The 25,650-nt window shown below is 72.4% G+C and carries 25 protein-coding genes; 9 read left to right on the plus strand and 16 right to left on the minus strand.

Annotated elements, in window-relative coordinates:
- From ACFQ3T_RS17870 to ACFQ3T_RS17880, 3 genes are all read right to left on the minus strand, one after another.
- A partial coding sequence (locus ACFQ3T_RS17870; RefSeq protein WP_380724417.1) for a MerR family transcriptional regulator occupies nucleotides 1-459 on the minus strand: 459 nt, incomplete at its 3' end.
- The gene (locus ACFQ3T_RS17875) at nucleotides 453-1,160 is read right to left on the minus strand and encodes a HEAT repeat domain-containing protein (RefSeq protein WP_380724441.1); all 708 of its coding nucleotides are present in this window, start codon (nucleotides 1,158-1,160) and stop codon (nucleotides 453-455) included. The genes ACFQ3T_RS17875 and ACFQ3T_RS17870, both read right to left, overlap by 7 nt.
- A 104-nt stretch (nucleotides 1,161-1,264) precedes the next feature.
- Complete coding sequence (locus ACFQ3T_RS17880; RefSeq protein WP_380724418.1) at nucleotides 1,265-1,402, minus strand: hypothetical protein; 138 nt, start codon at nucleotides 1,400-1,402, stop codon at nucleotides 1,265-1,267.
- Between the two features lie 126 nt (nucleotides 1,403-1,528).
- Here ACFQ3T_RS17880 and ACFQ3T_RS17885 point away from each other — a divergent pair, with 126 nt between their 5' ends.
- Entirely contained in the window at nucleotides 1,529-1,744 is a 216-nt protein-coding gene (locus ACFQ3T_RS17885) for a hypothetical protein (RefSeq protein ID WP_380724419.1), read from the plus strand.
- A 33-nt stretch (nucleotides 1,745-1,777) separates the two neighbouring features.
- Here the strand turns inward: ACFQ3T_RS17885 and ACFQ3T_RS17890 are convergent, their stop codons facing one another.
- A complete protein-coding gene (locus tag ACFQ3T_RS17890; RefSeq protein WP_380724420.1) occupies nucleotides 1,778-2,737 on the minus strand; it encodes an arabinan endo-1,5-alpha-L-arabinosidase in 960 nt (319 codons plus the stop codon).
- A gap of 781 nt (nucleotides 2,738-3,518) precedes the next feature.
- On the opposite strand from ACFQ3T_RS17890, the gene ACFQ3T_RS17895 reads away from it, so the two are divergent.
- Nucleotides 3,519-3,881, plus strand: a complete 363-nt coding sequence (locus ACFQ3T_RS17895) for a DUF1048 domain-containing protein (RefSeq protein WP_380724421.1) — start codon at nucleotides 3,519-3,521, stop codon at nucleotides 3,879-3,881.
- Nucleotides 3,882-3,899: 18 nt separating this feature from the next.
- On the opposite strand, the gene ACFQ3T_RS17900 is transcribed toward ACFQ3T_RS17895, so the two are convergent.
- The 3 genes from ACFQ3T_RS17900 to ACFQ3T_RS17910 form a co-directional block, all read right to left on the minus strand.
- Nucleotides 3,900-4,481 carry a hypothetical protein gene (locus ACFQ3T_RS17900; protein ID WP_380724422.1) on the minus strand — a complete coding sequence of 194 codons (582 nt, stop codon included), beginning with the start codon at nucleotides 4,479-4,481 and terminating at the stop codon, nucleotides 3,900-3,902.
- A gap of 186 nt (nucleotides 4,482-4,667) precedes the next feature.
- The gene (locus ACFQ3T_RS17905; RefSeq protein ID WP_380724423.1) at nucleotides 4,668-5,405 is read right to left on the minus strand and encodes an alpha/beta hydrolase; all 738 of its coding nucleotides are present in this window, start codon (nucleotides 5,403-5,405) and stop codon (nucleotides 4,668-4,670) included.
- Nucleotides 5,406-5,771: 366 nt separating this feature from the next.
- Complete coding sequence (locus ACFQ3T_RS17910; RefSeq protein WP_380724424.1) at nucleotides 5,772-8,042, minus strand: MFS transporter; 2,271 nt, start codon at nucleotides 8,040-8,042, stop codon at nucleotides 5,772-5,774.
- A gap of 393 nt (nucleotides 8,043-8,435) precedes the next feature.
- Between ACFQ3T_RS17910 and ACFQ3T_RS17915 the strand changes: the two genes are divergently transcribed.
- Together ACFQ3T_RS17915 and ACFQ3T_RS17920 are read left to right on the plus strand one after the other, a co-directional pair.
- Entirely contained in the window at nucleotides 8,436-8,969 is a 534-nt protein-coding gene (locus tag ACFQ3T_RS17915; protein WP_380724425.1) for a hypothetical protein, read from the plus strand.
- A gap of 303 nt (nucleotides 8,970-9,272) precedes the next feature.
- Nucleotides 9,273-9,959, plus strand: coding sequence for a PIG-L deacetylase family protein (locus ACFQ3T_RS17920; protein WP_380724426.1), 687 nt, complete (start codon nucleotides 9,273-9,275; stop codon nucleotides 9,957-9,959).
- A gap of 6 nt (nucleotides 9,960-9,965) precedes the next feature.
- Here the strand turns inward: ACFQ3T_RS17920 and ACFQ3T_RS17925 are convergent, their stop codons facing one another.
- Nucleotides 9,966-10,334, minus strand: a complete 369-nt coding sequence (locus ACFQ3T_RS17925) for an STAS domain-containing protein (protein WP_380724427.1) — start codon at nucleotides 10,332-10,334, stop codon at nucleotides 9,966-9,968.
- Between the two features lie 484 nt (nucleotides 10,335-10,818).
- Between ACFQ3T_RS17925 and ACFQ3T_RS17930 the strand changes: the two genes are divergently transcribed.
- Entirely contained in the window at nucleotides 10,819-11,766 is a 948-nt protein-coding gene (locus ACFQ3T_RS17930) for a GNAT family N-acetyltransferase (RefSeq protein WP_380724428.1), read from the plus strand.
- Nucleotides 11,767-11,822: 56 nt separating this feature from the next.
- Here ACFQ3T_RS17930 and ACFQ3T_RS17935 read toward each other — a convergent pair whose 3' ends face one another.
- Entirely contained in the window at nucleotides 11,823-14,621 is a 2,799-nt protein-coding gene (locus ACFQ3T_RS17935; RefSeq protein ID WP_380724429.1) for a hypothetical protein, read from the minus strand.
- A 274-nt stretch (nucleotides 14,622-14,895) separates the two neighbouring features.
- Here ACFQ3T_RS17935 and ACFQ3T_RS17940 point away from each other — a divergent pair, with 274 nt between their 5' ends.
- Nucleotides 14,896-16,509: a hypothetical protein gene (locus ACFQ3T_RS17940; protein ID WP_380724430.1), complete on the plus strand. Its 1,614-nt coding sequence runs from the start codon at nucleotides 14,896-14,898 to the stop codon at nucleotides 16,507-16,509.
- A 66-nt stretch (nucleotides 16,510-16,575) separates the two neighbouring features.
- On the opposite strand, the gene ACFQ3T_RS17945 is transcribed toward ACFQ3T_RS17940, so the two are convergent.
- Together ACFQ3T_RS17945 and ACFQ3T_RS17950 are read right to left on the minus strand one after the other, a co-directional pair.
- A complete protein-coding gene (locus ACFQ3T_RS17945) occupies nucleotides 16,576-17,136 on the minus strand; it encodes an EF-hand domain-containing protein (protein ID WP_380724431.1) in 561 nt (186 codons plus the stop codon).
- 130 nt (nucleotides 17,137-17,266) lie between these two features.
- Nucleotides 17,267-18,319 (minus strand): saccharopine dehydrogenase family protein, encoded by a 1,053-nt coding sequence (locus ACFQ3T_RS17950; RefSeq protein WP_380724432.1) that lies wholly within the window; start codon nucleotides 18,317-18,319, stop codon nucleotides 17,267-17,269.
- 102 nt (nucleotides 18,320-18,421) lie between these two features.
- Here ACFQ3T_RS17950 and ACFQ3T_RS17955 point away from each other — a divergent pair, with 102 nt between their 5' ends.
- The 3 genes from ACFQ3T_RS17955 to ACFQ3T_RS17965 all read left to right on the plus strand — a co-directional run bounded on the left by ACFQ3T_RS17955 (nucleotide 18,422) and on the right by ACFQ3T_RS17965 (nucleotide 21,415).
- On the plus strand, nucleotides 18,422-19,369 hold the full coding sequence (locus ACFQ3T_RS17955) for a helix-turn-helix domain-containing protein (RefSeq protein WP_380724433.1): 948 nt from the start codon (nucleotides 18,422-18,424) through the stop codon (nucleotides 19,367-19,369).
- Between the two features lie 85 nt (nucleotides 19,370-19,454).
- A complete protein-coding gene (locus ACFQ3T_RS17960) occupies nucleotides 19,455-20,240 on the plus strand; it encodes a DeoR/GlpR family DNA-binding transcription regulator (RefSeq protein WP_380724434.1) in 786 nt (261 codons plus the stop codon).
- Complete coding sequence (locus tag ACFQ3T_RS17965; RefSeq protein WP_380724435.1) at nucleotides 20,237-21,415, plus strand: MFS transporter; 1,179 nt, start codon at nucleotides 20,237-20,239, stop codon at nucleotides 21,413-21,415. Before ACFQ3T_RS17960 ends, ACFQ3T_RS17965 begins: the two co-directional genes overlap by 4 nt.
- A gap of 58 nt (nucleotides 21,416-21,473) precedes the next feature.
- On the opposite strand, the gene ACFQ3T_RS17970 is transcribed toward ACFQ3T_RS17965, so the two are convergent.
- The 5 genes from ACFQ3T_RS17970 to ACFQ3T_RS17990 all read right to left on the minus strand — a co-directional run bounded on the left by ACFQ3T_RS17970 (nucleotide 21,474) and on the right by ACFQ3T_RS17990 (nucleotide 25,521).
- Nucleotides 21,474-22,220 (minus strand): SDR family oxidoreductase, encoded by a 747-nt coding sequence (locus ACFQ3T_RS17970; RefSeq protein WP_380724436.1) that lies wholly within the window; start codon nucleotides 22,218-22,220, stop codon nucleotides 21,474-21,476.
- A 163-nt stretch (nucleotides 22,221-22,383) separates the two neighbouring features.
- The gene (locus ACFQ3T_RS17975) at nucleotides 22,384-22,872 is read right to left on the minus strand and encodes a hypothetical protein (protein ID WP_380724437.1); all 489 of its coding nucleotides are present in this window, start codon (nucleotides 22,870-22,872) and stop codon (nucleotides 22,384-22,386) included.
- A gap of 26 nt (nucleotides 22,873-22,898) precedes the next feature.
- Nucleotides 22,899-23,249, minus strand: coding sequence for a hypothetical protein (locus ACFQ3T_RS17980; protein WP_380724438.1), 351 nt, complete (start codon nucleotides 23,247-23,249; stop codon nucleotides 22,899-22,901).
- A 521-nt stretch (nucleotides 23,250-23,770) separates the two neighbouring features.
- Nucleotides 23,771-24,439 (minus strand): response regulator, encoded by a 669-nt coding sequence (locus ACFQ3T_RS17985; protein ID WP_380724439.1) that lies wholly within the window; start codon nucleotides 24,437-24,439, stop codon nucleotides 23,771-23,773.
- Nucleotides 24,424-25,521: a hypothetical protein gene (locus ACFQ3T_RS17990; RefSeq protein WP_380724440.1), complete on the minus strand. Its 1,098-nt coding sequence runs from the start codon at nucleotides 25,519-25,521 to the stop codon at nucleotides 24,424-24,426. The genes ACFQ3T_RS17985 and ACFQ3T_RS17990 overlap by 16 nt, the downstream gene beginning before the upstream one ends.
- Between the last annotated feature and the right edge of the window lie 129 nt (nucleotides 25,522-25,650).

The raw sequence follows: 25,650 nt of genomic DNA on the forward strand, positions 1-25,650 counted from the left end.
GGCCGCCCCGGCCAGCACGTCGGCGGGAACCGGCGCGCCGTCCGGCCGGGCCAGGACGGCCTGCTGCCGGCGGGCGGCGCTGGGCGAGGTGAGCCCCTGCATGAGGTCGACGACGTGCAGGACGTCCTGCCAGCCCGTGGGCGCCGACGCGTCGATCGCGCGGAGCCGGTCGAGCAGTTCCCGGTCCCGCTCCAGGCGGTCTTCCGTCCACTTGATGAGGTCGCCGACCAGGCCGGACGGCGTGAAGGCCGGGTCTTCCAGCGCACGTCCGACCTGCTTCAGCGAGAGCCCGAGGGACCGCAGGCCCTCCACGTGGAAGATCCGGCGGACGTCCTCGGCGGAGTACTCGCGGTAGCCGCCGACCGTGCGCCCGGTCGGCCGCACCAGCCCGAGGGCGTCGTAGTGCCGGAGCATCCGGGTGCTCACGCCCGAGTGGCGGGCCACGTCACCGATCAGCACGCCGCAACCTCCGCCTCCTCCGGGTTCGCGGCGGCCCGTTCCGCGCCGAGGGCGACGATCCGCTGAGCCTCCGCGACGGCCGCGTCGAAACCGGTCTCCGGGTCGTCCAGGAGCAGTTCCGTGGCACGGGCGTGCGCGGCCACCGCCGGGTCCGGGTCCGCCGCCGCGTCCTCCAGCACGGGCCTGATCACGTCGCCGAGGTCGACCAGTGCCCGGCTCAGGCTCAACCGCACGTCGCGTCCACCGCGGCCGAACTGCGTGACCAGCTCGTCGGCCAGGTCCTCCTTCCCGTCCTCCGGGACGAGCGCGCACGCGACGCGCCACGCCGTCCGGGCCACCTCGTCGTCGGCGTCGCGCAGCATGTCGCGCGTGATCCACGGCCACGCGCTCCTGTCGCCGATCTTGGAGAGCGTGTGCAGCGCCTGGCCGCGGGCCTGGGCGCGCTCGGAGTCGAGTTCGCGGCGAATCCGGGGCAGGGTGATGTCCGGCGGGAGGCGGGCCAGCGCCCACGACAGCATGTCCCGCACGAAGAAGTCCGGCTCGACCGCACACCGCCGGACCAGGGTCTCCAGCAGGTCGGGGTCGGGGTTCGCGCCGACCGCCAGGGCCGCCCGGAGCCGGACCGACGAGTCCTCGGCGCTCAGCGCGTCGGCCAGGCGGGTGTTCTGCGGGGTTCCGTGTGTCGTGGGGATCGGGACCACCTCCTGCACCCAGTCGACACCTTGTCACCGTGTCAAGGTCAACCCCGCCTCGGCGACCACTCTGCGTGACGGTACCTCACGGCGTGCAGGCGCGGCTCGGGCAGCTACGCGGTGCACTCGGCAATGATGACGGCGGTGGCGAGCCGCGCGGCCGTGAAACCGCTCGTGCCCGCGGTCGTCGCCCGGACGTACAAGCCGACCCCCGCCGCGTCGAACTCCGCCCTGGCGACGATCTCCCGCACCTGGGTGAAGCTCCGTCAGGCGGTGCGCCCCGCGACGGACCAGCGCTGGTTGGCGCCCGCGTGGCAATCCCAGATGATCAGACCGGACGGCGAGGCGTCGGAGCCGCCGACTGCTACCGCCGCGCGTTGACCCTGTTCCGCGAACTCGGCGACCCGTACCGGGAGGCGACGAGCCTCGACCGGCTCGGCGACGCCCTGGAGGCGACCGGCGACCGCCCCGGGGCCGGCGCGTGGACCCGGGCGCTCGCCGTCCTCGAACCGCTGGACCACCCGGACACCATCGAGATCCAGGCCAAGCTCCTCCACACCGGCACCCGCCGGCACGACCGCTGCCACGAATGACTCGTGGCAGCGGCCGGGGTGCTGTGCGGTGGGTCAGCGGACGTACGGCCAACCCGCGGCGTCCCATCCGAGCCAGTTGACGCCCAGCAGGGAGGCCCCGTTGTCCGCGTAGTAGTGGTAGACGAGGATGTCGCTGTCGGTGTCGGCGAACACGTCCTGGTGGCCGGGGCCGTGGACGCTGCCCTGACCGGCCAGGATCTCCGTGCCACCACCCGAGGTCATCACGACCCCGTTGCGGTCGTGGTACGGGCCGGTGGCACTGGTGGAGCGGCCGACCATGACCCGGTAGGTGCTCGACGCGCCGCGGCAGCAGTAGTCGAACGAGACGAACAGGTAGTAGTAGCTGCCGCGCTTGAAGATGTTCGGCGCCTCGATCGCGCCGCCGTTGCGGCCGGCGATGCTGCGGAGGCTGGTGTCCGCGCGCAGGCCGGTGGACGGGTTGAGCGCGATCATCTTGATGCCGGACCAGAACGAGCCGAAGCTCAGCCACCAGCGGCCCTGGTCGTCGACGATCAGGTCCGGGTCGATGGCGTTGAAGTTGTCGCTGGTGCGGGACTCGACGACCAGGCCGCGGTGGGTCCACGTGCCGGAGTTGCCGCTCGGGCTGGTGGCGAGGAAGATCGCCGACCGGTTCGAGCCGAACGTCGAGGCCGAGTAGTACATGTAGTACTGGCCGTTGCGGTAGGTGATGTCAGGCGCCCACAGGTGGCGGCTGTTGTTGGTGTAGGTGTTGGCCCACGACGTGCCGTTGGGGAACGCCGCGCCCGCGTTGCGGAACGTGGTCCGGTCGGCGGAGGTCTTCAGCGAGATGCCGTTACCGGTGTGCGCCACCAGGTAGCCGCCGGTGGGGCGCTTGACCACGCTCGGGTCGTGCACGCCGATGTCGCCGGTCACGTAGCCCGGCCCGGGGTAGGCCGACGCGCTCGGCGCCGCGGCGACGGTCACGACCAGCGCGGCCAGCAGCGCCGAGGCGCGTATCTTCAGAGTAGGCAAGGAACCCTCGATCCGTTGTGGTGGTGTGCGCAGGGCAGCACGAACACCGAACTGTCCTGATTGGACGGCGGCGCGGTCGGACACGACACACCGCACCGCTGGGGTGCGCGGGATGTTCGACGCCGATGTGCCGGTGCCGAACGGCGCACGACAAGGGCCCGACCGGGTGTCGTCAGTCGCGACAGGACCGGAGGGCGAACCTCGGGGTGGTTCCGCGGGCGGTCGTCAGGCGTTCTGCCGACGACCGCCGCCGCGACTACGCGCGCCGGCGGTCACACCGGGATCGTCGGAGGAGTCGAGGGCCCGGAACGGCCGTCACACCCCGGAAAGCTGTTTCGCGTAGACCCATGCTTCGCCTCCTTGCGAGCAGGAATCATGGCAACCCCGCGCCGCACGCCGGCCGGGCGCGGGAAGCGTTGTGGCGACCCTAGCGCCCGTGCTTCGACGCGCACAAGGTCTTGCAGCGCTGCAATGTTACCGTTAACATGCTCTCAGCCGGGTGATTTGTGTTGCCTGCTCAACTGTTCTCACAGGTGTGCCCGCATCGCGGCCGGTTCCTGTTATCCCTCACAACCGCGCCTTGACGGCCGTTGCGCCGGGACAACCCCTCAAGATCGCCGTCGGGTCGGCTACCCCCGACGACACCCCTGTCGGCAGCCGTGTCAGCGCGGTGACCGGTCGGTGTCAGGACCGGCGGCCATCGTGGTCCCCGTGAGTTCCGGAGGACGAAGAACTTCCTCGCAGAACGACCGGACGAGCTCCGCGAAAGGGGTAACTGATCATGACCATCGCAGACCTGGCTTCGAAGGTGATCGGCGACAAGCGGCGTTGGAAGGCGTACAAGGCGCGTGTTGAGCGGCTCCCCGCCGGCCACCGCACCGCCGTCGAAGCCGTGGAGCGCTACCTCATGCGCTTCGGGGCGGACGGCGACAGCGCCGCGTCGATGTTCGAGGACCTGGCCGACCTGTTCGAACGGGCCGCCGCGCACCACCAGCCGGTCCGCGAGGTCGTCGGCGCGGACCCCGTCGAGTTCGCCGAGGCGTTCCTCCGGAACTACTCGGAGGGCGGCTGGATCGCCCGGGAACGGGCACGGCTGGTCGATGCGATCGCGCGGGCCGAAGGGAACGGGCGAACCGCCTCGTGACGCCGGATTCGGTTGACGTCACACGTCTTCTGCGGCGCTGTCGCCCTGGAATGCCTCGATGACCAACGGCGTCGAACCGCCCCCGGTGGCCTGGCGCAGGTGGGTCACCGTGCGGTCCAACTGCTCGGCCAGGCGGGGGATCGTGCTGGACGGCAGGTAGATGTCCGCGCCGGCGTCGAGGAGCCGGCGGAGCGGGCCGCGGTAGCTGACCCCGAGTTCCGCGTCCTCGATCTCCGCGATGACGACGCGGGCCTTCGGGAACTTCGACCGGAGGATGCCGATCAGCTGCGGGCTGACCGGCGGCACCAGCACCACGTCGGAGGTCTCGGGGGCGGAGTTCAGGTCCAGCACGATGTAGTCGGGACCGAGCCGGGCGGACAGCGACGCCCGAGCCGACGCCGACAGCTTCATCGCGGTGGCCACGACCGTCACGTCCTCGTAGGCCGACGACGGGCGTTCCGCGGCGTGGCCGCTCCGGCTGCCGGGATCGACGATCCCGTAGTCGAACGTGCCCGGTGTGCCGGAGATCGTGGCGATCGGCCTGCCGTCCCGCTTGACGATCAGGTCCTCGCCGGGGCCGAGCGCGGCGATCAGTGCCAAGACGTCCTCGGGGAGGCGGGTGGCGTCGATCCACCGCGGTGGCTGCCCGCCCACCGTCAGGCCCGGACCGAACGCGGTGCGCCCTCGACGTGGACCCCCTGCAGCCTCGTCATGGTTCAAGATTCTTCCACACGGCGGCGGCCGGGGGTCCCGAACGGTCGGGACCCCCGGCCTGACCGCCTCAGGTCACTTCAAGTGTCGGGCGAAGAACCGGTTCACGTCGTCCCCCTCGAACTCCGGGACGCCGGTGTGCCCGCCCATGTTGGCGTGCAACGTCTTCTCCGCGGAGCCGAAGGCGTCGAACAGGTCCAGCGCCGACTGCCGGTCGTTCCCCTCGTCGTCCCACTGCAGCAGGACCTGCAGCGGAACGGTGACCTGCCGGGCCTCCTCGACCAGGGCCCGTGGCACGACGCTGCCGGCGAACAGCAGGGCGGCCGAGATGCGCGGCTCGACCACCGCCAGCCGGATGCCGATGCCCATGATCCCTCCCGCGTAGCCGACCGGGCCGCCGATCTCGGGCAGCGCCAGGATCGCGTCCAGCGCGGACCGCCACTCCGGGACGGCCTGGTCGACCAGCGGGAGGACGAGCCGGTCGACGGTGTCGTCGCCGACCGGCTCGCCCGCCGCCAACGCCCGGAGCAGGTCGGCGCGGGCCTCCTCGACGTCGGCGACACGGGGCCGGTCACCGCCGCCGGGCAGCTCGATGGTGGCCGCGGCGAAGCCCTCCGCCGCGGAGTGGCAGGCCCGGACCACCAGTCGGGAGTACATGTCGCGCAGTCCGCCGGGGTGGCCGACCAGGATCAGCGGCACCGGCGTGGAGGCCGACGCCGATCCGGGCGTCCACAGGATGCCGGGGATCTCGCCCAGGGTGAAGTGGCGCTCGAGGACGTCGTCGTCGAGCCGCTGTTCGGAGGTGAATCGCACGGTCGTGCCTTTCGGGAGTGCTCGTGAACGGCGCTCCCGGACGACCTACCGCCCGACCGTGACCCCTGAGGGGAGCACCCATGTCGATACGCACACGGGTACCACCTCCTCGGTCTCTCGCACGGCCGCCGGAAAAGTAGCAGTGGCCGCCGTGGCCCGCCAACAGGGTTTTCCGCCCGCCCGCTCACGTGTCGCCGGCGCGCGTACCTCTCTCAGTTTAGATACCGGTGTCCGGTTCGTCGTTGCGGCGTCGGCAGCCGTACGTGCCCACAAGAAGCGCCTCACCACGACGAACGCGTTCCGTGCCGGCCCTCCGACCACGTCAGGTCGGAATTTCCTGACGTGCCACCCGTTGGGCACGGGGTTTCAGTGCGACACCTTCTCCTCGGCAACGGCGTCCCGGCGGTCGGTCGTGTCCGTGGACGCGGCCATCGCGCCGCGGATCGCCTTCCAGTAGCGGACGGGCGCCACGCGGGCGAGTCGGTCGAGCATGCGGGCGTCGTTGCCGACCAGCACGCGGGGTTTGCGCGCGGCGATGCCGTCGACGATGACGCGCGCGGCCTCCTCGGGCGTGGTCCGGTACTTCTCGGTCTGCGCGCGGGCGGCGGCAGCGGCGCGCTCCGGCGGGACGGCGGCGGCGACACGGGCCTTCAGCGCGATCTGCGTCTTGACGCCTCCGGGGAAGACCACGCTGACGCTGACGCCGGTGTCCTCCAGCTCGTGCAGCAGGGACTCGGTGAAGCCCCGCACGGCGAACTTCGAGGTGGCGTAAGGGGCGCGGCCGGCCGGCGCGATGAGGCCGTACGCGCTGGACAGGTTGCTGATGTGCGCCGCGGGCTGCGCCATCAGCAGCGGCAGGAACGTCTTGGTCACCGCGATGGTGCCCCAGAGGTTGACGTCCAGCAGCCAGCGGAACTCCTCCAGGGTCAGCTGCTCGAAGTAGCCGAGGAGGGACACGCCGGCGCTGTTGACCAGCACGTGCGCCCCACCGTGCTCGGCGGCCACCGCGTCCGCCAGCGCGGCCACCGCGGCGACGTCGGTGATGTCCACGGCGTGCGTGCTGACCCGGACGCCCAGGTCCCTCGCCTGCGCCGCGACCTCGATCAGGCCGTCCTCGGCGATGTCGACCAGCGCGAGGTTCGCGCCGCGCCGGGCCAGTTCGAGGGCGGTGGCCGCGCCGATGCCCGAAGCGGCGCCGGTGACGACGGCGGCGGCGCCGTCGTTGCGGAACGGGAAGGTTGCCATGTCGGACCATCCGGTGGAGGTGTCGGCGCCCGGGTCCTCCCCCGAGGTCCCGGGTGCGTCGTGGGCGGGGGTCGCGTCGCGGTGGTCTCGGTCCACCGTCCTGGCCGCGCCGAGCATGCCGAGCGCGGCGACCAGCAACGACGCCGGCACGAGGACCAGCAGCGAGTCGTGCAGGCCGACGGCCTCGGCGGTCAGGCCCGGCGGGATCTCGGTGGCGGTGGCGGCGTAGTGGTCGGACAGCGCGCCGGCCACGATGGGGCCGAACGCGCCGCCGAGCAGGTAGAAGGCGGCGAAGAACAGCGCGATCGCCGTGGAGCGCAGCCGCGGTTCGACGACGTCCGACACCGTGGGCAGGGCCGAGGTGTGGAACGAGAACTGCAGCAGCCAGCCGAGGGAGAACACGACGAGGAACAGCACCGGTTCCGTGTTGGGCAGGCTCAACGCCCAGAACGTCAGCGGGGCCGCGACAGCGAGCGCGACAACGGCCACCAGGAGCCTGCCGCGGCGGGACTTCCGGCTGGCGCGGTCGGCGGACGCGCCGCCGAGGAGCAGGCCGAGGACACCGCTGACCCCCATCGCGACGCCGGTGTTCACGGCGGCGGCGGTGAGCGACATGCCGAAGTAGCGCTGGAACAGCGGCACGAGGAACGTCGCGGCGGCGTAGGCGCCGACCTGCAACCCGATGCCGCTGACCACGAGCCACCACAGGGTCGGGATGCGCAGGAGGGCGCGGATGGGCCGCGTGACCTCGGTCGACGCGGTGGCCCGCTCCTCCGCCGCGCCGCGCTCGGGCTCGCGGATGAAGAACAGGGCCACGCCGACCAGCAGGCCGGGGATGGCAGCCACGACGAACGGCGCGCGCCAGCTGCCGAACGCCTCGACGATCGCGCCGGTGGTGAAGAAGGACAGCACCAGGCCCAGCGGCAGCCCGAACTGGAACACCGCCACGGCGCGGGACCGCTTGTGGGCCGGGAACAGGTCGGCGATCAGCGAGTTCGCCGCCGGCGCGTAGGACGCCTCGCCGACGCCGACGCCGATCCGGAACAGCAGCAGGCTCGCGAAGCTCCACGCCCCGCCCCCTGCGGCGGTGAACAGGCTCCACGTGATCAGGCCCCACGCCATGACCTTGCGGCGCGCGACGCGGTCCGCCAAGCGCCCCAACGCGATGCCCGCCAGCGCGTAGACGACGGTGAACGACGCGCTGAGCAGCCCGATCTGGAGGTCGGTCAGCCCGAACTCGGCCTTGATCGGCTCCACGACGATGGCCGGGACGGTGCGGTCGTAGAAGTTGAGCAGGTTCGCCACGGCCAACAGCGCGAGGACGCGCCACGCGTTGGGCGCCTGCCGGGCGGCGCGACCGACTGCCTCGCGTGCGGAGACCTGGTGGGGCACGTGGCGCCTTCCTCCGAACGGGGATGTGCGGCGCCCGAGGCGGCATGGTCCCGAGACGCCCGCAACCTGACGTGCGGCACACTCAAATGCGCGCTCCGCACCGTGTCAACGGTCGCCCGCCCCGGACGCTTCGGGGCCTCGCGGCCACGCGTTCGGGACCACTTCGGGGGTGGTCGGCGCGGCCGTCAGCCGTCCCCCGCCCTTCACGCGTACGACGCGAACCCTCGTGAGGTTGCCTCGAATTCATGCCGATTTTCGGGCGCGCTGATGACCTTGAAGCTGTGTGGACAGGACGAAGAACTGGTTGGCGGCGTTGTGCGCGGGGGCGGTGGCGGTGGCGGCCGTCACCGGTTCGCCGAAGGCCCCGACGAACCGTTCCCGAGCGCGTCCGTGGTGAAGCTGCTGATCGCGCTCGACGTGCTGGAGAACGGCGCGGCGAGCCCAGGGGACGTGACCCGGATGATCGCCGCCAGCAGCGACGAGATCGCCAACCGCCTGTGGCGCACGTCCATCCCGGGGCACTGGGCGGACCGGATCGGCCTCACGGGCCTGGTGCCGGCGGAGAACCCGAAGCAGTGGGGCGACGTCCGGATGACCGCCCGTGACGTCGTCGCCGTGTACCGGCACGTCATGAAGTCACGGCACGCCAGGGTGATCGTGCCCGCGCTGGAGGCCGCTACGCCGTCCGGCGAGGACGGGTTCGACCAGACCTTCGGCATCCCCGACGCCGTCGGCGCGCACCGGTCGGGGGTGAAGCAGGGCTGGGCGTGCTGCTACGACGGTCGACGGGTGCTCGACACCACCGGCGTGGTCGACCGGCGCTACGTCGTGGTCGTGCTGACCGAGCACCACCGCTCCACCGGGTACGCCCAGGCCGTGCCGCTGGTCACCGAGCTGGTCGCCGCCCTCACCCCGCTGTTCGCCTGAGGGAGGGGACGACTCGTGCGCCGCGACGGGGTCGAAGATCGCTTTCGAATCGAATTCGTGAATCGCAATACGCACTCGGAGCGTTAGCCGGCACAGATGACACGCTTGTGTGTTTATCGATTCAGATGCGGGCGGAATAACGAGACTTTTCACTCGTCCAGGCACGAATCAGCGCTAGCCACGCCTCCCGGCACCCTCCAAGATGGGAATTCGGCGCGCCGTGATCCCGCGTCTGCCCGGACACCGCGGACGGGCGTGATTCCACGGTCGCCGGAAGGCTCCTCTCTGGAAAGGACTTTCACGGTGAACGAGCAGCACCCGTTCCGATCGCTGGACGTCGTCGCGGTGTCACCGCACCCCGACGACGCCGAGTACGGCGCCGGCAGCCTGCTCGCCGCGTACGCGGCCTGCGGCCATCGGGTGACCATCGCCCTGATGACCGGCGGGGACGAGACCCGGCTGACCGAGGCGAAGTCGGCGGCGGCCGTCCTCGGCGCCGAACTGGTCGCCGACCCGACCGGCCGTGACGGCGGCCTCGCCGTCACGCGGGCGCGGGTGCGCTGGCTGGAGGAGCACGTCGCCGCGGCCGACATCGTGTTCGCGCCGCACCCCGACGACACCCACCAGGACCACCGGGCCACGGCGGCGATCGTCGGCGCGGCGCTGCGGCGGTCGGCCGTCGGCTTGTCCTGGTACCGCACGCCGAGCAGCGGCCACACCTTCACCCCGACCGCGTTCTACCCGGTCACGGAGCACTCGGCGAGCGTGCGGCAGCGCGCGATCGAGATGCACCGCACCCAGTCCGACCGCGCCTACCTGCGCCCGGAGCACCTCGCCCTCAAGGACGCGTGGTTCGGCTGGCTGAGCGGCCACCCGGCCGCCGAGCCGTTCCAGGTCGTGCGCCACCAGTTCGCCGCCCTGCCGGTCCCGGAGGACGACCACCGGGCTCTCGGCGCGCGGACGTCGGCCGCCGCGCTCGGCAACACCTGAGCGGGCTCAGGTCACGTCCGCCTTGGCGGCGACGAGCGCGTTCTCCAGCGACTCGTGCAGCGGCAGCAGGCTGTCCATCGCGGTGACCTCGAGCGAACGGCGCACGGTGCGGCTGGCCACGACGTGCACCGGTCGTTGGCGCGTGGCGTTGTGCACGCGGATCTGGCCGAGGGCGGCGATCCCGGAGGAGGCGAAGAACGTCACCTCGGACAGGTCGATCACCAGGGCGTCCACCCCGGCGTCGAGGAACTCCAGGCAACGATCGCGCAGCTCGTCGCTGTTGGACAGGTCGATCTCCCCGGTGACGCGGACGATCGTCGTGTTGCCGTCGGCAGCCGTGGTCAGCTCCGGTGCGGGCAGGTCGGCATCGCTCACGGATCAATCATGACTGCCCCGCGCGTTCGACGCACCTCTGCCCCCGCACCTGGTGACGTCCACCGGGCACAAGGGGCGCGGTGCGGGCTCGGACTACCAGTACGAGCCCGCACCGCGCGACCGGGCCGCACGGGCGCTGGTTGCTCAACGACACCGCGTCGAGCCGGCCAGACCACATGTGGATCCCCGCCGTGCTCGCGCGCACGGCAAGTCACGGCTACCCCGTCGTCCCGGAATCCACACAACCCGATCCGCGGCGAGCACAGGCAGTCACGCCCTCGGACCACGACCGCACCCCGCCCTGGCGCCCCCGCACCAATCACCGCGCCGACTCCGCCGCGATTTCAGCGTCCGACCGCGTTGTCCATTCCGGCATCGGGTGCGATCCCGAGGCAGCGATTGCACAACGCGCGGAACACGGGGTTCCGCACCGTTCCGCAAAACGGTTCGACGGCTTCGCCGGTCCCTGACACAGTGGCGCACCATGGCGAACGCCGAACTGATGACCGCCGCGGACGTGCCCCTGATCCAAGGGTTGGCGCAGCGCGTCACCGCGAGCCGGCCGGACCTGGTGAACAGCGACGCGTCGTTCGGCGAGGCGGCGTGGATCTGGGGCAAGGGGCACGCCGCCAACGGCGCGACCTGGCCGCGTCGCCTGTGGTTCTCGGGCGGGGAGTTGGTGGCGTGGGGTTGGGCGCACCTCCCGCACCGGGTGCGGTTGAGCGACGGGACTGTGAAGGACGTCACGTCCGCCTACCTGGCGCACCAGGTCCACCCCCACCACGCCGGGCTCCTGGACGAGGTGATCGACTGGTACGACGCCGTGGCGGCGGGCGTCGACCGCGGCGTGCGGCCGGGCGCCGCCGACGAGTTCGCCCTGCGGCGGTGGGCGGCACACGGTTACGGGACGGACCCGGCCTCGCTCGGCGACACCGGGACGTGGACGCAGCTGAACGAGCGGGACCTCACCGACCTGGCACGACCGGTGCTGCCGGACGGGTTCCGGTTCCGCACCGCCGACGAGGCCGGCCCGGAGGCAGCGGTGCGGGCCCACGTCGACGCGTGGGCGCCCTCGACGTACACGGCCGAGGCCTACCAGGGCGTCCGGCGGGCGCCGGGGTATCGCGGTGACCTGCACGTCCTGGTGGAGGCGCCGGACGGGACGATGGCGTCCTCGACGATCATGTGGCTCGACGAGGCGAACAGGACCGCCGAGTTCGAACCGGTCGGCACGCACCCGCGCTACCGGCGCCTGGGGCTCGCGAGGGCGATGCTCTGGCACGGCATGCGTCTGGCGGAGGCAGCCGGTGCCAGGCACGTGACGGTCGCCTGCCTGGGCGCGCCGGGACATCACGGGGCACGCGGCCTGTACTACAGCGTCGGCTTCCGGGAGTTGTCGCGGGACGCCCCGCTCATCAAGACCGCGCGCTGAGACCTCCCCCTGGCGAACCCGCACCCGGCCGCCGGCTGTTCGGCCGGTCCGAACCCTCACGGCGTCGGCGGGCAACTCGCCTCGGGCGGGAGGGCGTAGACGCAGGTCGGCACGATCGCCAGGTCGGCGATGTCCGCCACGGCCAACAACGCCACGGGACGCGACTCGCCGGTCCGGTCGGCGCCGAAGCCGATCTCGCCGGAAGCGCCCTTGTAGCAGCTGCTGCCCACCGCGTCGTCCGCCGGGCAGGACAGCTCCCGCAGCTCCTGCCCGATGGCGGCACGGTGGGGCGGCCCGACGGCGGCGCCCGCGAGCGGCACGCCGGCGGCGTCGATCCGCTGCCGCTTGAACCGGTTCTCCTTGACCGCGTGGACGAACAGGCCCGCGCCGTCGTAGGCGACACCGACGCGCTCGCCGACCCACGGCAGCACGGTGGCGTCCTCCTGCAGCATGCGGCCGAACTCGCCCCACGCCGGGCGCCCCGCCTTGCCGGAACGCAGGTCCAGGAGGCCGGCGCACAGCCGGGACGGCTCGTCGGCGGGCGCGCGGTCGGGCGACAGGCACGTCCGGTTCCGGTGGACGACCGCGTGGGCCAGCGACACGTACGCCATGGGCCGCCCGCGGTGCTTCTCCGTCCGCTTGCCGCCGTCGGCGATGAACCTGGACGTGGTGTCGTTGCCGACCACCACCGGCGTCCGGTCTCCGCACTCCTCGAACAACGTGTCCAGGAACCCGTCGAAGTCGTACTCGCGGCCCGCGAAGTACGCGATCCGGGCGACTTCCGGGGTGTCGCACCGGGGTTCGATGCCGCGCACCGGGCCGCGCCACGTCACCAGCCACGACTCGTCCGCGCCGAGTGCCTTCTTCAGGCTCTCCCGCAACGTCCTCATGTAGCTGTCGCCGGCGACCTCCGCGGGCTGGTACACCGTCACCTCCTTGCCCTGCTTCGCGGAGAACCCGAGCAGCAGCGCGACCTGCTTCTCGTTGCCCGGCACCAGCTGGAAGTACATCGGGGACCGGTGGGCGAGCCCCTGCCCGGTCAACGTGGTCGCCACGACCGGGATGCCCAGGTCTCCCAGCGCGCCGATCGCGCTCTCGGTCGCGGGCACCGTCCGCCCCATCCCGACGACGCCCATCGCGGTGCTGTCGGCGGCGAACAGCGGAGCCAGCAACCGGTCCACGACGGTGCGCGCCTGCCGCATCTCGTGGCCGCCGTTGGCCACCACGACCCGCAACAGCGGCAGGTCGCCCTCGGTGTTGTCGTGCGACTGCCGGATCAGCAGGCCGGTCAGCTCCTCGGTGATCGCGCCGGCCGAGTCGTCCGGGACGGTCGGGCTGGTGAACTCGGCGAAGTAGACGACGGTCACCACGGGCCGGTGGCGGGACGCCTTCGCCAGCCGCTCGGCCTCCCGGTTCAGCTCGAACACGGCGAGCTGCGCCGTCCGCAGCCGCTCGTCCTTGCCGAACACCTGCGCCGCGCTGTCGCTGTACCCGACGCACTCGCCGCCGTTGTCCGTCTCGACCCACTCGGTCGCCACGCCGGCGCGGGCGGACGGCAGGCAGTCCTGGGTGATCCGGGCGACGAGCCACCGACCACCGGTCAACCCCGCCGCGACCAGCGCCAACGCCACGGCGACGGCGATGAACGACCGGCGCGCGGGCAGCGGGACGGGACGCGGGCGCAGCAGGTCGCGGAAGGTGTCCCAGGCGCGGCGGTCCCGTTCCCCCGGCTCCTCGCCGGCCGACGGCAGGGCGACGGTGATGAACCGCGCGTCCCGGCGGAGGGTCTGCCGGCGCGCGGGCAGCTCCCGGTACCAGTCGCGGATCTCGTCGGTGACCTCGGTGGCCGGTTGCGGCGTCCGCCGGTCGAGCCGTGCCGGGAGGGACGGCGACGTCGCCACGACGAGCACCGGGTCGTGCTCGGTGGACTGGTTGCGCACGTCGTTGATCAGGCCCAGCAGCTCCCAGCCGCCGTTGTCCTCGCGGACGTTGTCCAGGAGCACCACCGTGTACGCGGTCCGGCGCCAGCGGCGCAGCCGCCACGTGCCCGGCCCGTACAGCTCGCGCAGGTCTTGCAGGAAGGCGTGCACGAGCAGTTGCTTGAGCTGCGGCAGGTTGTCGTCGTGCTGCCTGCCGACGGTGAGGAGTTCGGCGAACCCGGTGAAGCTGGTCGAGTGCCCCGGCAGCATGAACGGCTGGCGCATCAGCCACCTCGGTTCGCCGCCGGTTAATCGGGCGCCCCGCGTCCACAGCCAGAACCGCAACGGCCGGTGCCACGCGAACAGCAGGGCCACCAGGAACCGCACCGGCGCGGCCAACGACGCCGACACCTCGATCGCCGCCTGGCGGGCCGCTTCGGGACGTTCCCAGCGCGCGTGCCACAGCCGCAGGAGGTGCGTGATGTCGGTCAGCTCGTTGCGGTTGTCGCCCTCGTTGAGCCGCTTGCCGGTGAGCCAGTCCACGAGCCGGTAGCGGCGGAACCGGCTCGGCCGCACCGTGCCGAACCGGTCGGCGGACAGCCGGTGCCGGAGTTCGTCGAGCAGCGGCAGCAACGGCCCGTTGCGCTTCAGCAGCGGGCTCTCGCTCTCGTGGCCCGCCCAACGGTCGTCGGAGGCAGCCCTGGCCTCGTCCACGTCGACGCGGACCACCGGGATGCGATCCGGTCCCGTGCCGTCCATGAGCTTGGCGAGGTCGGCGAGGAACCCGTCCACCTGACCGTTGATCAGGCACAACAGCGGCAGCGGCCGGTCACCGCGCAGCCCGCCGCGCGTCGACCGCGACCACCGGGGCCGCTCGCTCAGGTCCTTGACCGCCGACAGCAACGCGTACAGACCGCGGAACGCAGACTGCGCCAAGTCCCCTCCCTCGTCCGTTCCCCTTGCGAGAACTATCCGAGAGAGGTGGTGTTTCGTTGCCGCAGTAATCGTTTCGTGTCCCCGCCGGCCGGCGGCATTCCGGCAATTCGCCCACACCGCCGGAGTTGCCGCTCTACGGCGGCAGACCTTCACCCCTGACCAGGACCGACGCCCATTCACCCGTAAGTGTGAATCGACTTCGGCTAACGGGTGAGGCACCTTGCGCGACCTGACCAATACGGAGGCGAAGAGCAGCCGACGCTCTTCGAGCGACATGGCACGGTCCGGCACGCTGCTGCACCAGGACTGGGTGCGTCTCCTGACCTTCGGCGGGCTCGTCCTGGTCGTGGTGCTCGTCGAGCTCGCGAGCGGCACCGTCCGCGAGTTCTACGTCGAGCACCCGCTGCAGGCGGGGATCGCCACCGGCGCGATGCTCACCATCGCCGTGTACTTCGGGCTCGACGCCGTCCGGGCGGAACTGGCCCAGCGCCGCTGGAACGACCTGTCGCTCGTGGCGTTCAAGGCGCTGGCGAGCGAGACGACCTTGGTGATCGACAAGTTCCTGTGGGTGGCGTCGGGTGCCATGCCGACCAACGAGTCCCGCCCGTCCGACGCGGACGCGAGGAAGCTGCGCAACACCCTCCGGAGGCATTCCCTTCCGGGCCGCCCTGCCGTCGACATCGGCGGGCTGAAACACAAGGACTACAAGAAGGACCTCAACACCCTCTTCCACGACGCGGGGTGGCGCGCCTTCGCCGAACACCAGCTGGACCGGTCGAAGTGGCGGAACCGCCAAGGCATCGCCGTCTGGGCCGCCTCCATGCTCGCCACGAACGAGTCCGCCGACGTGCTGAACCGGATGGCCTCGCTGAACGAGTGGATCTCCGGGGTGCAGGCGATCCTCAAAACCCCCGATCCGACGCGACCACAGCAACTCGAACAAGAGTGGATGGACTGGCTCGCCGAGGCGCTGAGCCTGCGGGAAGACCTCATGCGAGCCGCGCAGCACCGAATCCCGGAGGTCTACAAGGACTTCCGCGAGGTGCTGGACAAGCCGCAGGTCACGGCACTGGCCAAGCACGACGGGGACACCGACAAGCACGAGATCCTGCGGAACCTTGTCACCCCGTTGAAGCACCGCGATCCGTCAGCAATCCCGGGAGCCGCTATGAGCACGGCCGGTTCGACCACATCGTCCTCACCGCTGGTGACCATCCTCGCGGTGTCGTCACTGGCGCTGGTTACCTCCCTGGTGACGGCGACGCTGCGCGGGGCGTCCCCCGAACAGGTCGTCCGGGACGAGCTGACGTGGACGTGCGTCGCGGGCGTGACCACGCTGTGGATCTTCACGTGGCACTGGGTGAAGATGTGGTGGAAGCCCGGACCGCGAAGCCACCGGAGAGGAGCCGTCCTGCTCGCTGTGGCAGGGGCCGCTCTCCTGCTGCTGACGTTGGCAATTCCGACCTGGCTGGGTTCGTTCTCCGGACAACAGCCGCAGCTCACGTCGACCAGCGGCCAGCGAACTCCCGAACTGTTCACGATGACCTTCACCGCGAAGTCGGACGACCTGAACCGGCGCGAGGAGATCCTGATCCAGGTGATCGGCCTCCACACCGGAGTCGCGGACCAGGCTGTCGACCGGTGCGAGCGGGCACGCATCACGGAGCCGCCCGCGCCCGCGGAGGGCGAGTTGATCGGGTGGCAGCGGTCGGGGCCTGCCGAGGACGGTCGCGTGCTGGTCGACGTCGAAGTGGCCGTTCCGGCGAACCGCTTCGCCACGGTCTGCGCCTGGGCGGCGGTCGAAGGCCGCGACGACCGCGATCGTTCCGACGCGAACGCACGCACGGCCGCGATCTACCTGACGCCCGCCGTGGCCCAGTCGCCGTGAAAGTGCTGCATCTGCGCTGACGGATCGGCTTCCGAGGTGGTTGGGGCCGGTCCGTCCAAGGGCGGGTCACGCCACGGGGCGGCCCATCCACCAGTTGCCCGGGGCGTCCGGGTCGGTGCTGGACCAGAACTCCACGCACGACCGCGTGAACTCCTCGGCGGTGAGGTAGCCGTCGCCGTCGGCGTCGAGGTGCCCGAACGCCTCGGCGGCCTCGGCTTCGGTCAGGCCGGGGAAGTGCCCGCGCTGGAACGCCAGGAACTCGGCCGGGTTCACGCGGCCGTCGACGTCGGTGTCGGCGATGGCCAGGAACGCCTCGGCCAGCGCGCCGACGCTGGCGCGCGCGGCGTGCGGGTCGTCGGCGAGGGAACCGGTGGAGGCGACGAACTGCTCGTGCGAGATGGCCGTGCCGCCGCCCGGGATGTGCGGCAGGTGCAGCTCGTGCCAGATCCGCAGGTAGGCGTCGACGATCCGCCGCTCCTGCGGCGAGCCGGGGGCGTGCCCGAGGGATTCGGCGACCCTCCGACCCATCAGGACGTGGTCCTGCTCGGTGAGCAGCCCGTCCCCGTCGACGTCCAGGTGGGCGAACCCGTGGTCGATCTTTGCCTTGAGCAGGTCGTTGACTGGCACGAAATCTCCGTACGTGGTCGGTGTCGCGGACGGCACACAGCGATGACGGCACACAGGATGGGTCCGTCCGGAGGAGCCGGACAACATCCGAACGGGTTCCCGGGCACCTCGATCGGGTGGTGGCTGTCGGCTACTTCGCGCGAACCGCGGCCCGCGTGCCGGCCGGGAGGTCCACGGCGAGGTGCGCGGACAGGGCGCGGAGGAAGTCCGGGGCGTCGAAGGCCGCGCCCGCGGAGGCGACGCCGGTCGTCCTGGTGCGGCCGGTGAGGACGCGGTCGACGGCTTCGACCGCCAGCGGCGCGCTGACGGCGTAGATGTCCTGGCCGGAGGCGGACGCACGGCGTTCCTCGTCGCCGGAGCGGACGACGACGTCCACGACGAAGGTCTGCGCGGAGCGGCCGCGGTCGTCGACGGCGGTCGGCGGCGAGGCGTCGGGGGCCGCGAGGTCGGCGGCCGCCTTGGCCGCCATGTAGGTGCGCACCTCCGGGACGGCCAGGTGGCTCGGCACGGTGACGACGTCGGCCATGGTGAACCCGGCGATGACGCTCTGGGCGCCCAGCGGTGCCGGGAAGGCCCAGTCCACGGTCGGCAGCGCGTCGTCGTGGTACTCCAGCCGTCCGCCGGTGTGGCGGACGCGGCGGCCGCCCCGGCGTCGCCCCGAGACCGCGCCCGCGACGAGCGTCCCGGCCGTGGGGTGCCAACTGCTGAGGCCGTACGCGACGTGCGCTTCGTCCGCCGCCGTCCAGTCGCCCATCGCGGCGGTGACCAGCAGGTCGCCGAGGCCGCCGTAGAACGCCATCGCCGGGACGACGAGGGTGCCGGCCGCGCGGGCCCGGTCCGCGAAGTGCGCGAACGTGTCGATGTTCGCCTCGATCTCGGCGGCCACGTCGACGTACGGGATGCCGGCCCGCAACGCCGCCTCGACCAGCGGGGCCGCGGTGGTCGCGAACGGCCCGGCGCAGTTGATCACGGCATCAGCGCCGGCCAGGGCGCGGTCGAGCGCGGTGGGGTCGTCGACCGACGCCTGTCGCACCTCCAGCCCCGGCGGGGCGTGCGCCACCAGCTTGTCGTGGTCGCGGCCGAGGAGCAGCGGGACGTGCCCGCGCTCGCGCAGCTCCGCGACGACGAACCGCCCGGTGTGCCCGTAGGCGCCGAACACGGCCACTGTGCGATCCGATCCCATGACTTCTCCCGCGTGCCCGACGTTGATCGACCGGGGAAATCCTGTCCCGGGGACGCGTCGGCGCCCAGTGTCCGGAACGACACGACCCGTACAGTTTCCGACATGAGCCCTGTTCCGCGTTCCGTCGCGGTCGCCGCCACGGACGGGATGCTGCACTTCGAGCTGGCGCTGGCCTACGAGGTCTTCGGCTCGGCCCCGGCCGCGCTGCCCGGCCCCTGGTACGACGTCGAGGTGTGCGGCTCGCGCGCCGTGCGGGCCGGCCGGTTCCTGGTGGAGCCGGACCGCGGGCTCGACGGGCTCGCCGACGCCGCCACCGTGATCGTCCCCGCCCTCGTGGACGTCGACCAGGACCCGCCCGCCGACCTGGTCGAGGCGGTGCGCACGGCCCACGAGTCGGGCGCGCGCGTGGTCTCCCTGTGCACGGGCGCGTTCGTGCTGGCCGCCGCCGGCCTGCTGGACGGGCTCCGCGCGACCACGCACTGGGCCCACACCGACGAGCTGGCGGCGCGCTACCCGGACGTGACGGTCGACCCGGACGTGCTCTACGTCGACAACGGCAGCGTGCTCACGTCCGCGGGCAAGGCCGCGGCGATGGACCTGTGCCTCCACCTGGTCCGCCGCGACCACGGCTCGGCGGTCGCCAACGTGGTCGCCCGCCGGCTGGTCGTGCCGCCCCACCGGGCCGGGGGCCAGGCCCAGTTCGTCACCACGCCGGTGCCCGCGCAGGACGACCACCCGCTGGGCGACCTGCTCCCGTGGGTGATGCGGCGGCTGGACCAGCCGCTCACCGTGGAGGACCTGGCCCGCCGGGCGAACATGAGCTCGCGCCACCTGGCCCGCCACTTCCGCTCGGTGACCGGCACGACCCCGTTGCAGTGGCTGCAGGCGCAGCGCGTGCGCCGCGCCCAGGAGCTGCTGGAGACCACGGACGACAGCGTCGACACCATCGCGTCGGCCGCGGGCATGGGCACGGCGACCACGCTGCGCCGCCACTTCCACCGCACGCTCGGCGTGCCGCCGGACGCCTACCGCCGCACGTTCCGGTCGTGAGGCGTCGCCTCCACCAGACGCACACCGCTATGACCGATCCAACAAATCGCTTGTTCGAACGCACACGATTCGTCACGATCGGGTGGTGAAGAGCGCCGAACGACACCGCGTGATCGTCGACCGGCTCCGCGCCGGCACGCAGGTCGGCGTCGCGGAGCTGGCGTCGGCGACCGGCGCGTCCGAGATGACGATCCGCCGGGACCTGGACCTCCTCGCGGCGAGCGGTGTGCTGCGCCGGGTGCACGGTGGGGCGGTGTCCGCGTCGCCGACCGGGGTCGAGCCGCCGTTCGGCGTTCGCGCGATCACCGCGGCCGACGTCAAGCGGACGCTCGCGGCGGCGACCGCGGCGCTGGTCCAGGACGGCGAGACGGTGCTGCTGGACAGCGGCACGACGGCACTGGAGGTCGCCCGGCTGCTGCGCGACCGGGCCGTCACCGTGATGCCGTTGTCCCTGCACGCGGCGCGCGAACTGCTCGACGCGCCGAAGGTGCGGTTGCTGCTGCCGGGCGGTGAGCCGCGACCGGGAGAGTTGTCGCTGGTGGGACCGCTCGCGCTGGCTTCCCTGCGCGTGCTGCGGTTCGACGTGGCCGTGCTCAGCCCGTGCGCGCTGAGCGTGGACGCCGGCCTCACCGCCTATGACCTGGCCGACGCCGAAATCAAGCAACAGGCGCTCGCGGTGTCGTCCCGCACGATCGTGCCGGTCGACGGCACGAAGTGGGGCCGCACGGCGCTCGCGCACATCTGCGCCGCCGACCGACCCGACGTGCTGGTCACCGATCCCACCGCACCCGAGGACCAGCGTCGTGCGCTGGTCGAGCGCGGTGTGCTGGTGCACGTCGCCGACACCGCCCAGGAGAACCCGACCCCATGACCACTCCCCTGCCCCGCGCCGCACGCGTGGCGACCTGGATCTACTTCACGCTCAACGGCTTCGCCGTGGGTCTGTGGGTGGTGCACATCCCCGACATCGAGCGCGCGACCGGCATCACGCACAGCGCGCTGGGCGGGCTCCTGCTGGTGCTGGGCGGGGCGGCGTTCCTCGGCATGCAGGTCGCCGGTCCGCTCGCCGACCGCGTCGGCCAGCGCAAGCTGCTGCCCGCGGCGGGCGTGCTGCTCGGCGCGGCGCTGTTCTTCCCCGGCCTGGCGACGTCGTGGTGGGCGCTGGGCCTCGCGCTGCTGTTCTTCGGCTTCGGCAACGGCACCATCGACGTGGCGATGAACTCCCACGCCGTCGTGGTCGAACGCGCCTACCCGCGGCCGATCATGGCGTCGTTCCACGCGATGTGGTCGATCGGCGGCGCGTTCGCGGCGCTCGTCGGCGCGGGAACCCTCGGTGCGAGCGTGCCCGCCGCGGTCACGTTGAGCGCGTGCGGTGTGTTCACCATCGTGGTGTCGCTGCTGACCGGCCGGTTCCTGATCGACGCCGAGCCGCACGAGCCGGAGCAGGCCACGACGTCGGCCCCGACCGCGAAGCCGCCGGCGAAGCTCGTCTGGCTGCTGGGTGCCATCGCGTTCACGATGATGCTGGCCGAGGGCGTGGCCAACGACTGGGCCGCGCTGCACGCCGAGGACGTCCTGGGCACCTCCACCAGCACGGCGGCGTTCGCGTACGGCGCGTTCGCCGTGGCGATGACCGTCGGCCGGTTCGCCACCGACCGGGTGGCCGCGCTGGTCGGACCCGTGGCGATCGTGCGGTACGGCGCGGCGCTCGCGGCCGTCGGGCTCAGCCTCGTCGTGGTGGTCCCGTGGCTGCCGGTGACGCTCGTCGGCTGGGCGCTGTTCGGCCTCGGCCTGTCCGGCAGCGTGCCGCAGCTCTTCACCGCCGCGGGCAACCTGGACAAGCGCTCCTCCGGCGCGTTGATGGCCCGCGTCGTCGGCCTCGGCTACGTCGGTCTGCTGGCCGGCCCGGCGCTGATCGGCGGCCTGGCCCACTGGATCCCGCTCAACCTGGCGTTCATCGTGCCCGTGGTGCTGTGCGTGCCGGCCGTCGTGTTCGCGGGCGTCCTGACGCCTCGCGCGACGCCCGTGGACGAGCCCGTCGCCTGACCGCCGTCCACCCGGGCGCCGCCGGTCCGGTTCGCCCCGGACCGGCGGCCGGGCGCCCTCAGTTCGCGCCGGCCATGCCGGGCGGCGTCGCGAAGGCCATCGGCGCGGACGGCTGACCAGGCACGACGTACCAGCACTCGCCAGCGCTCGACGAGGCGAGGACGGACTCGAAGGCGGTGACGACGTCGGACACGTCGAGCACCGCGAGGTCGAGTTCCCGGATGACGTCGCGGAACCCGTCGATGATGGCGGTGTCCGTGAAGCCCGGGCACAGCGCGGTGATCCGGATGCCCTCGGACGCGACCAGCGGCGCGCAGGAGCGCACGTAGTTGACGACCGCCGCCTTGGTCGCGCCGTACACCGGGTCGAACGGCATCGGCACCAACCCGGCCATGCTCGCCATCACCACGACGTCCCCGCCGCCACGCGCCCGCAGCGCCGGGCGCACCGCCTCGATCCCGTGCACCACGCCGTCGAGGTTCGTGGCGACGACCTCCCGGTAGCGGGCGGCGTCGAACCCGGCTGCGCCGGTCACCACGCCGGCGTTCAGGCAGGCGACGTCGAGTCCGCCGAACTCCGCCGTCGCCACCTCCACGGCCGCGCGGTTGTGGTCCGGGTCCCGCACGTCGCACTCGACGAACACGCCGCCGATCTCGTCGGCGACGGCCTGGGCGAGGGCCGTGTCCACATCGGCCACCACGACCCTCGCCCCACCGTCCGCGAGCCGACGTGCGATGCCCGCGCCCAGCCCGTTCGCCGCGCCGGTGACCAACGCCACCTTGCCGTGGTACTCGTTGCCGCCCATGGAAGTCCTCTCGTCAGCCCCTTGTGGACGGATACTCCCGACGGCAACGCCTCCCGACAACGCACGTCCCGCGAACACTTCCCGTCCGCACCCCTACGAGTGCGCGAAGGGGAGGAACGTCGTCAGGGCGGTCCGGGAGCGCTCGCCCGGCGCCCTCGGGACGTCACGCGCCGGCGGTGACGCGGGCCGAGCAGCGGATGAGGGTCTGCGCGGACCCGTCGTAGACGCACGCGGCCCACTTCACCGTGCTGTTCTCGTAGTAGTTCTTGTTGCACACGCCCCACGTGCCGTAGCCGAGGCTGTTGCGGCAGACGCCCGCCCGGTAGAACGAACCCTGGTAGATGTTCTGCCAGCCCGCCTCGGCGGACGCGCTGTCCGCCGCGGTGTCGCGGACCCACCACTTGTCACCCTCCGCCTCGAAGCACGCCGTGGCGCCGGTCGTCACGGCGCACGACAGGCCCGACGGCGGCGTGCCCTCCACCGCCTGGTTGTACTCGGTGTCCACCGCGGCGGCGACCTGGCCGGCGGTGCGGACCGCGGCCCCGCTCGACGCGGCGCCGGCGTCCGCGGACGCGGTCGAAGGCACCACCCCCATGAGCAACGCGGCGACCGCGGCGGCGCACGCGAGCAGCACTGATCTCGACTTCCCCACTGGACTCTCCTCGATGTCGGAACGGATCACCGCGACACGGCGAACGCCACCATGTCGACCTTCCCCCGGGACGCGGCGCGGTGCGTCGTGGTGAAGACGATGAACAGACCGTCACGCCACACGGCCTGGTGGTTGTCACCGCCGAAGCCGAACGCCCGCACGTGCTGGGTGAGGCCGTCGTCGTCGTGGGCCTTCGGCCCGATCGGCAGCAGCGGTGCGAGCTCGCCGGTGCCGGGGTCGACGGAGAACAGGATTGCCTTGGCGCCGTTGGCGTTCTCCGGCTGGTGCGCCGCCACGCTGCCGTCCGCGGTGGGCACCAGGCTCAACACCCGGCCTTCCACCATCCCGGTGCGCCACGCCTCCTCGCCGGTCCGCACGTCGAGCGACCACCCGTCGCACGCCCCGAGGTACTCGCCGCGCTTCTCGCCGTACCGCTGAACGGCCCGGTCCTGCCGGACGCGCGGTCCACCCGCACCAGCTGGGGAAGGTGGCCCGGGTGACCGACCTCGACCACGAGCGGGTCGAGGGACAGCACACCGAGCACCGGGAGCGCCGGTCCCGGCGGGGTGTGGCCGTGCCAACCCGGGCCGGGCGGCGGGTAGCCCTCCGGTGGCGGCCCGTACGGACCTCCGGGCCGCGGCGGCATCGCCACCGGAGGTCCGTACGGGCCGCGTGGATCTCGGACGTTCATCGGACACCCCCCGCTTCGGGCAGTGGCGACGCGCGCCTGCCACCCGCGACCACCCCCGTGGATCCCCTGCCGGACGTCGGCGCGGAAGCACGGCATGTGCTGCCCCCTCAACAGCAAATGCCCGCGGCGCCGCCCGTCGAGGATCAGGCTAGGCGAGCTCCGGGCGTCGCGGTGTCGGGTGAACGCCTTACAGCGCTTGGTGACGCCTCAGAGCGCGGCCTCGTTCAGCTCGGCGAGCGTGATCACGCCGTCGTCCAGCGCGCGGGTGACGAGTTCGCTCTTGGTCCGGGCGGCCCGCCCGAGGTTGGCGTACTTCACCCGGACCCGGGCGATGTGGGTGTCGACGGTCTTCACCGTGATGTGGAGCTTCGCCGCGACGAGTTCCTTGGACGAGGAGGCGAACCACGCCCGCAGCACCTCCGTCTCCCGCGGGGACAGCCGGGGGCGGTCGGGGGTGTCGTCGGCCGCCAGCGCGCCGGACAGCGACGGACCGGTGTACGGCAGGCCCTGCGCGGCGGCCCTGATGGCGGGCACCAGGTGCTCCGGCCCTTCGCGCTTGGTCAGGTAGGCGAGCGCGCCGAGGTCGACGCACTTGATCGCGGTGGCGTTGTCGGCGTGCTGCGAGTACACGACCACGCGGCGGCCGCTGTCGACCAGGCGGCGCAGCTCGCCGAAGTCCGGGTTGCGGGGCACCAGCTCCAGGTCGAAGATCACCACGTCGGCGTCGGCGCCTGGCCCGGTCCACACGTCGGCGAGGCGGTCGCCCGCGTCGACGAGCCGCACCGGCGGGTCGGCCTGGTCGCACCAGTACCGCACACCGGCCGCGATCGCCGCGTGGTCGTCCACGATCACCGCCGTGATCAGCTCGGCTGCCACTGCGCCTCCATCCACACGGTGCCGTTGCCGGCGAAGGTCTCGACCCGCACGTCCGCGGTGACCGGCGTCGGCACGACCGGCTCGGCGCAGTCCGCGACCACGCTCACCGACACCAGGTCCGCGTCACCGACCACGGTGACCCGCGCCCAGGAGTCGGCCGTCGCGAGCGCGGTGAGCGCGGCGTCGGTGAGGTCGCGCCGCACCGCGACGGGCGGCACGGGCCAGCGGCCGCGCGCGTCCAGTTCCACCTCGACGCCCTTGCGGTCGGCGATGTCCGCGCAGTGCCGCAACTCGTGCAGCAGCGGGTTCTCGACGGTGTCCGTCTCGGCGAACAGCCGCCGCATCCGGGCCGCCTCGATCGCGCACCCGCGCCGCACCGCGGGGTCGGACGGCAGGAGCGACCCGTCGGCGAGCCCTTCCAGCAGCGGCACGGTCGTGCCTGCCAGCTCGGCGAACCGCTGCGCGCGACGGCGGTGCGCGGCCCGCGCCACGGCCTCCGCGGTCCGCACCTCCTCCAGCTCCCGCGTCGCCCGGGCGGCCTCGGCGCCGATCCGGCCCAGCACGGCCGCCACCACGGCCACGCACAGCGGGAGGCCGAACACCGTGACCGAGCCGGTGGCGAACCGCGCCAGCGTCCCCCGGTTCGCCTCGTGGAACAGCACCACGTTGGCCAGCGCCAACACCTCGTGCGCCACCAGGAACGTCAGAGTAGTCCTGAATGGACGGTCGAGGAGGACGACGACGATCACCCAGCCGGTCGCCCCGAACATCCAGTCCACCGTGGTCGACGTCTTGCCGTCCGGCAACGTCAGGTACGACAGCGCGGACGCGCCGAGCACCACGGCCAGCGCGAGGCCGCGCCACGCGCCCCACGGCCGACGTCGCACCACCAGCACCGCTTCGGCGGCGAGCACGGCGGTCAGCGCGGCGAAGGCGGCGAACTGGGCCGCCGGCACGTCGTGGGAACCCAGGTGCCGCACCAGGTTGACCAGGCCGAGCACGTCCACCGTCAGCACGGCGAGGAGCAGCGTCGCGATCCGCAGGCCGCGGCGCAGCTGCGCCTGGACCTCGTCGTCACGCACGGTCGGCCCGCCAGGTCAACCGCACGACGGTGCCCGCCCCTGCGGCCGAGGTGACCGCGGCCGTGCCGCCGATCCGCGCCATCCGTCCGTGCACGGACTCCCGCAGCCCGCGCCGCGCGGCGCCCGTCG

This window comes from Saccharothrix hoggarensis, from assembly GCF_042678885.1.
In the GTDB taxonomy this organism is placed as follows: Bacteria; Actinomycetota; Actinomycetes; order Mycobacteriales; family Pseudonocardiaceae; genus Actinosynnema; species Actinosynnema hoggarensis.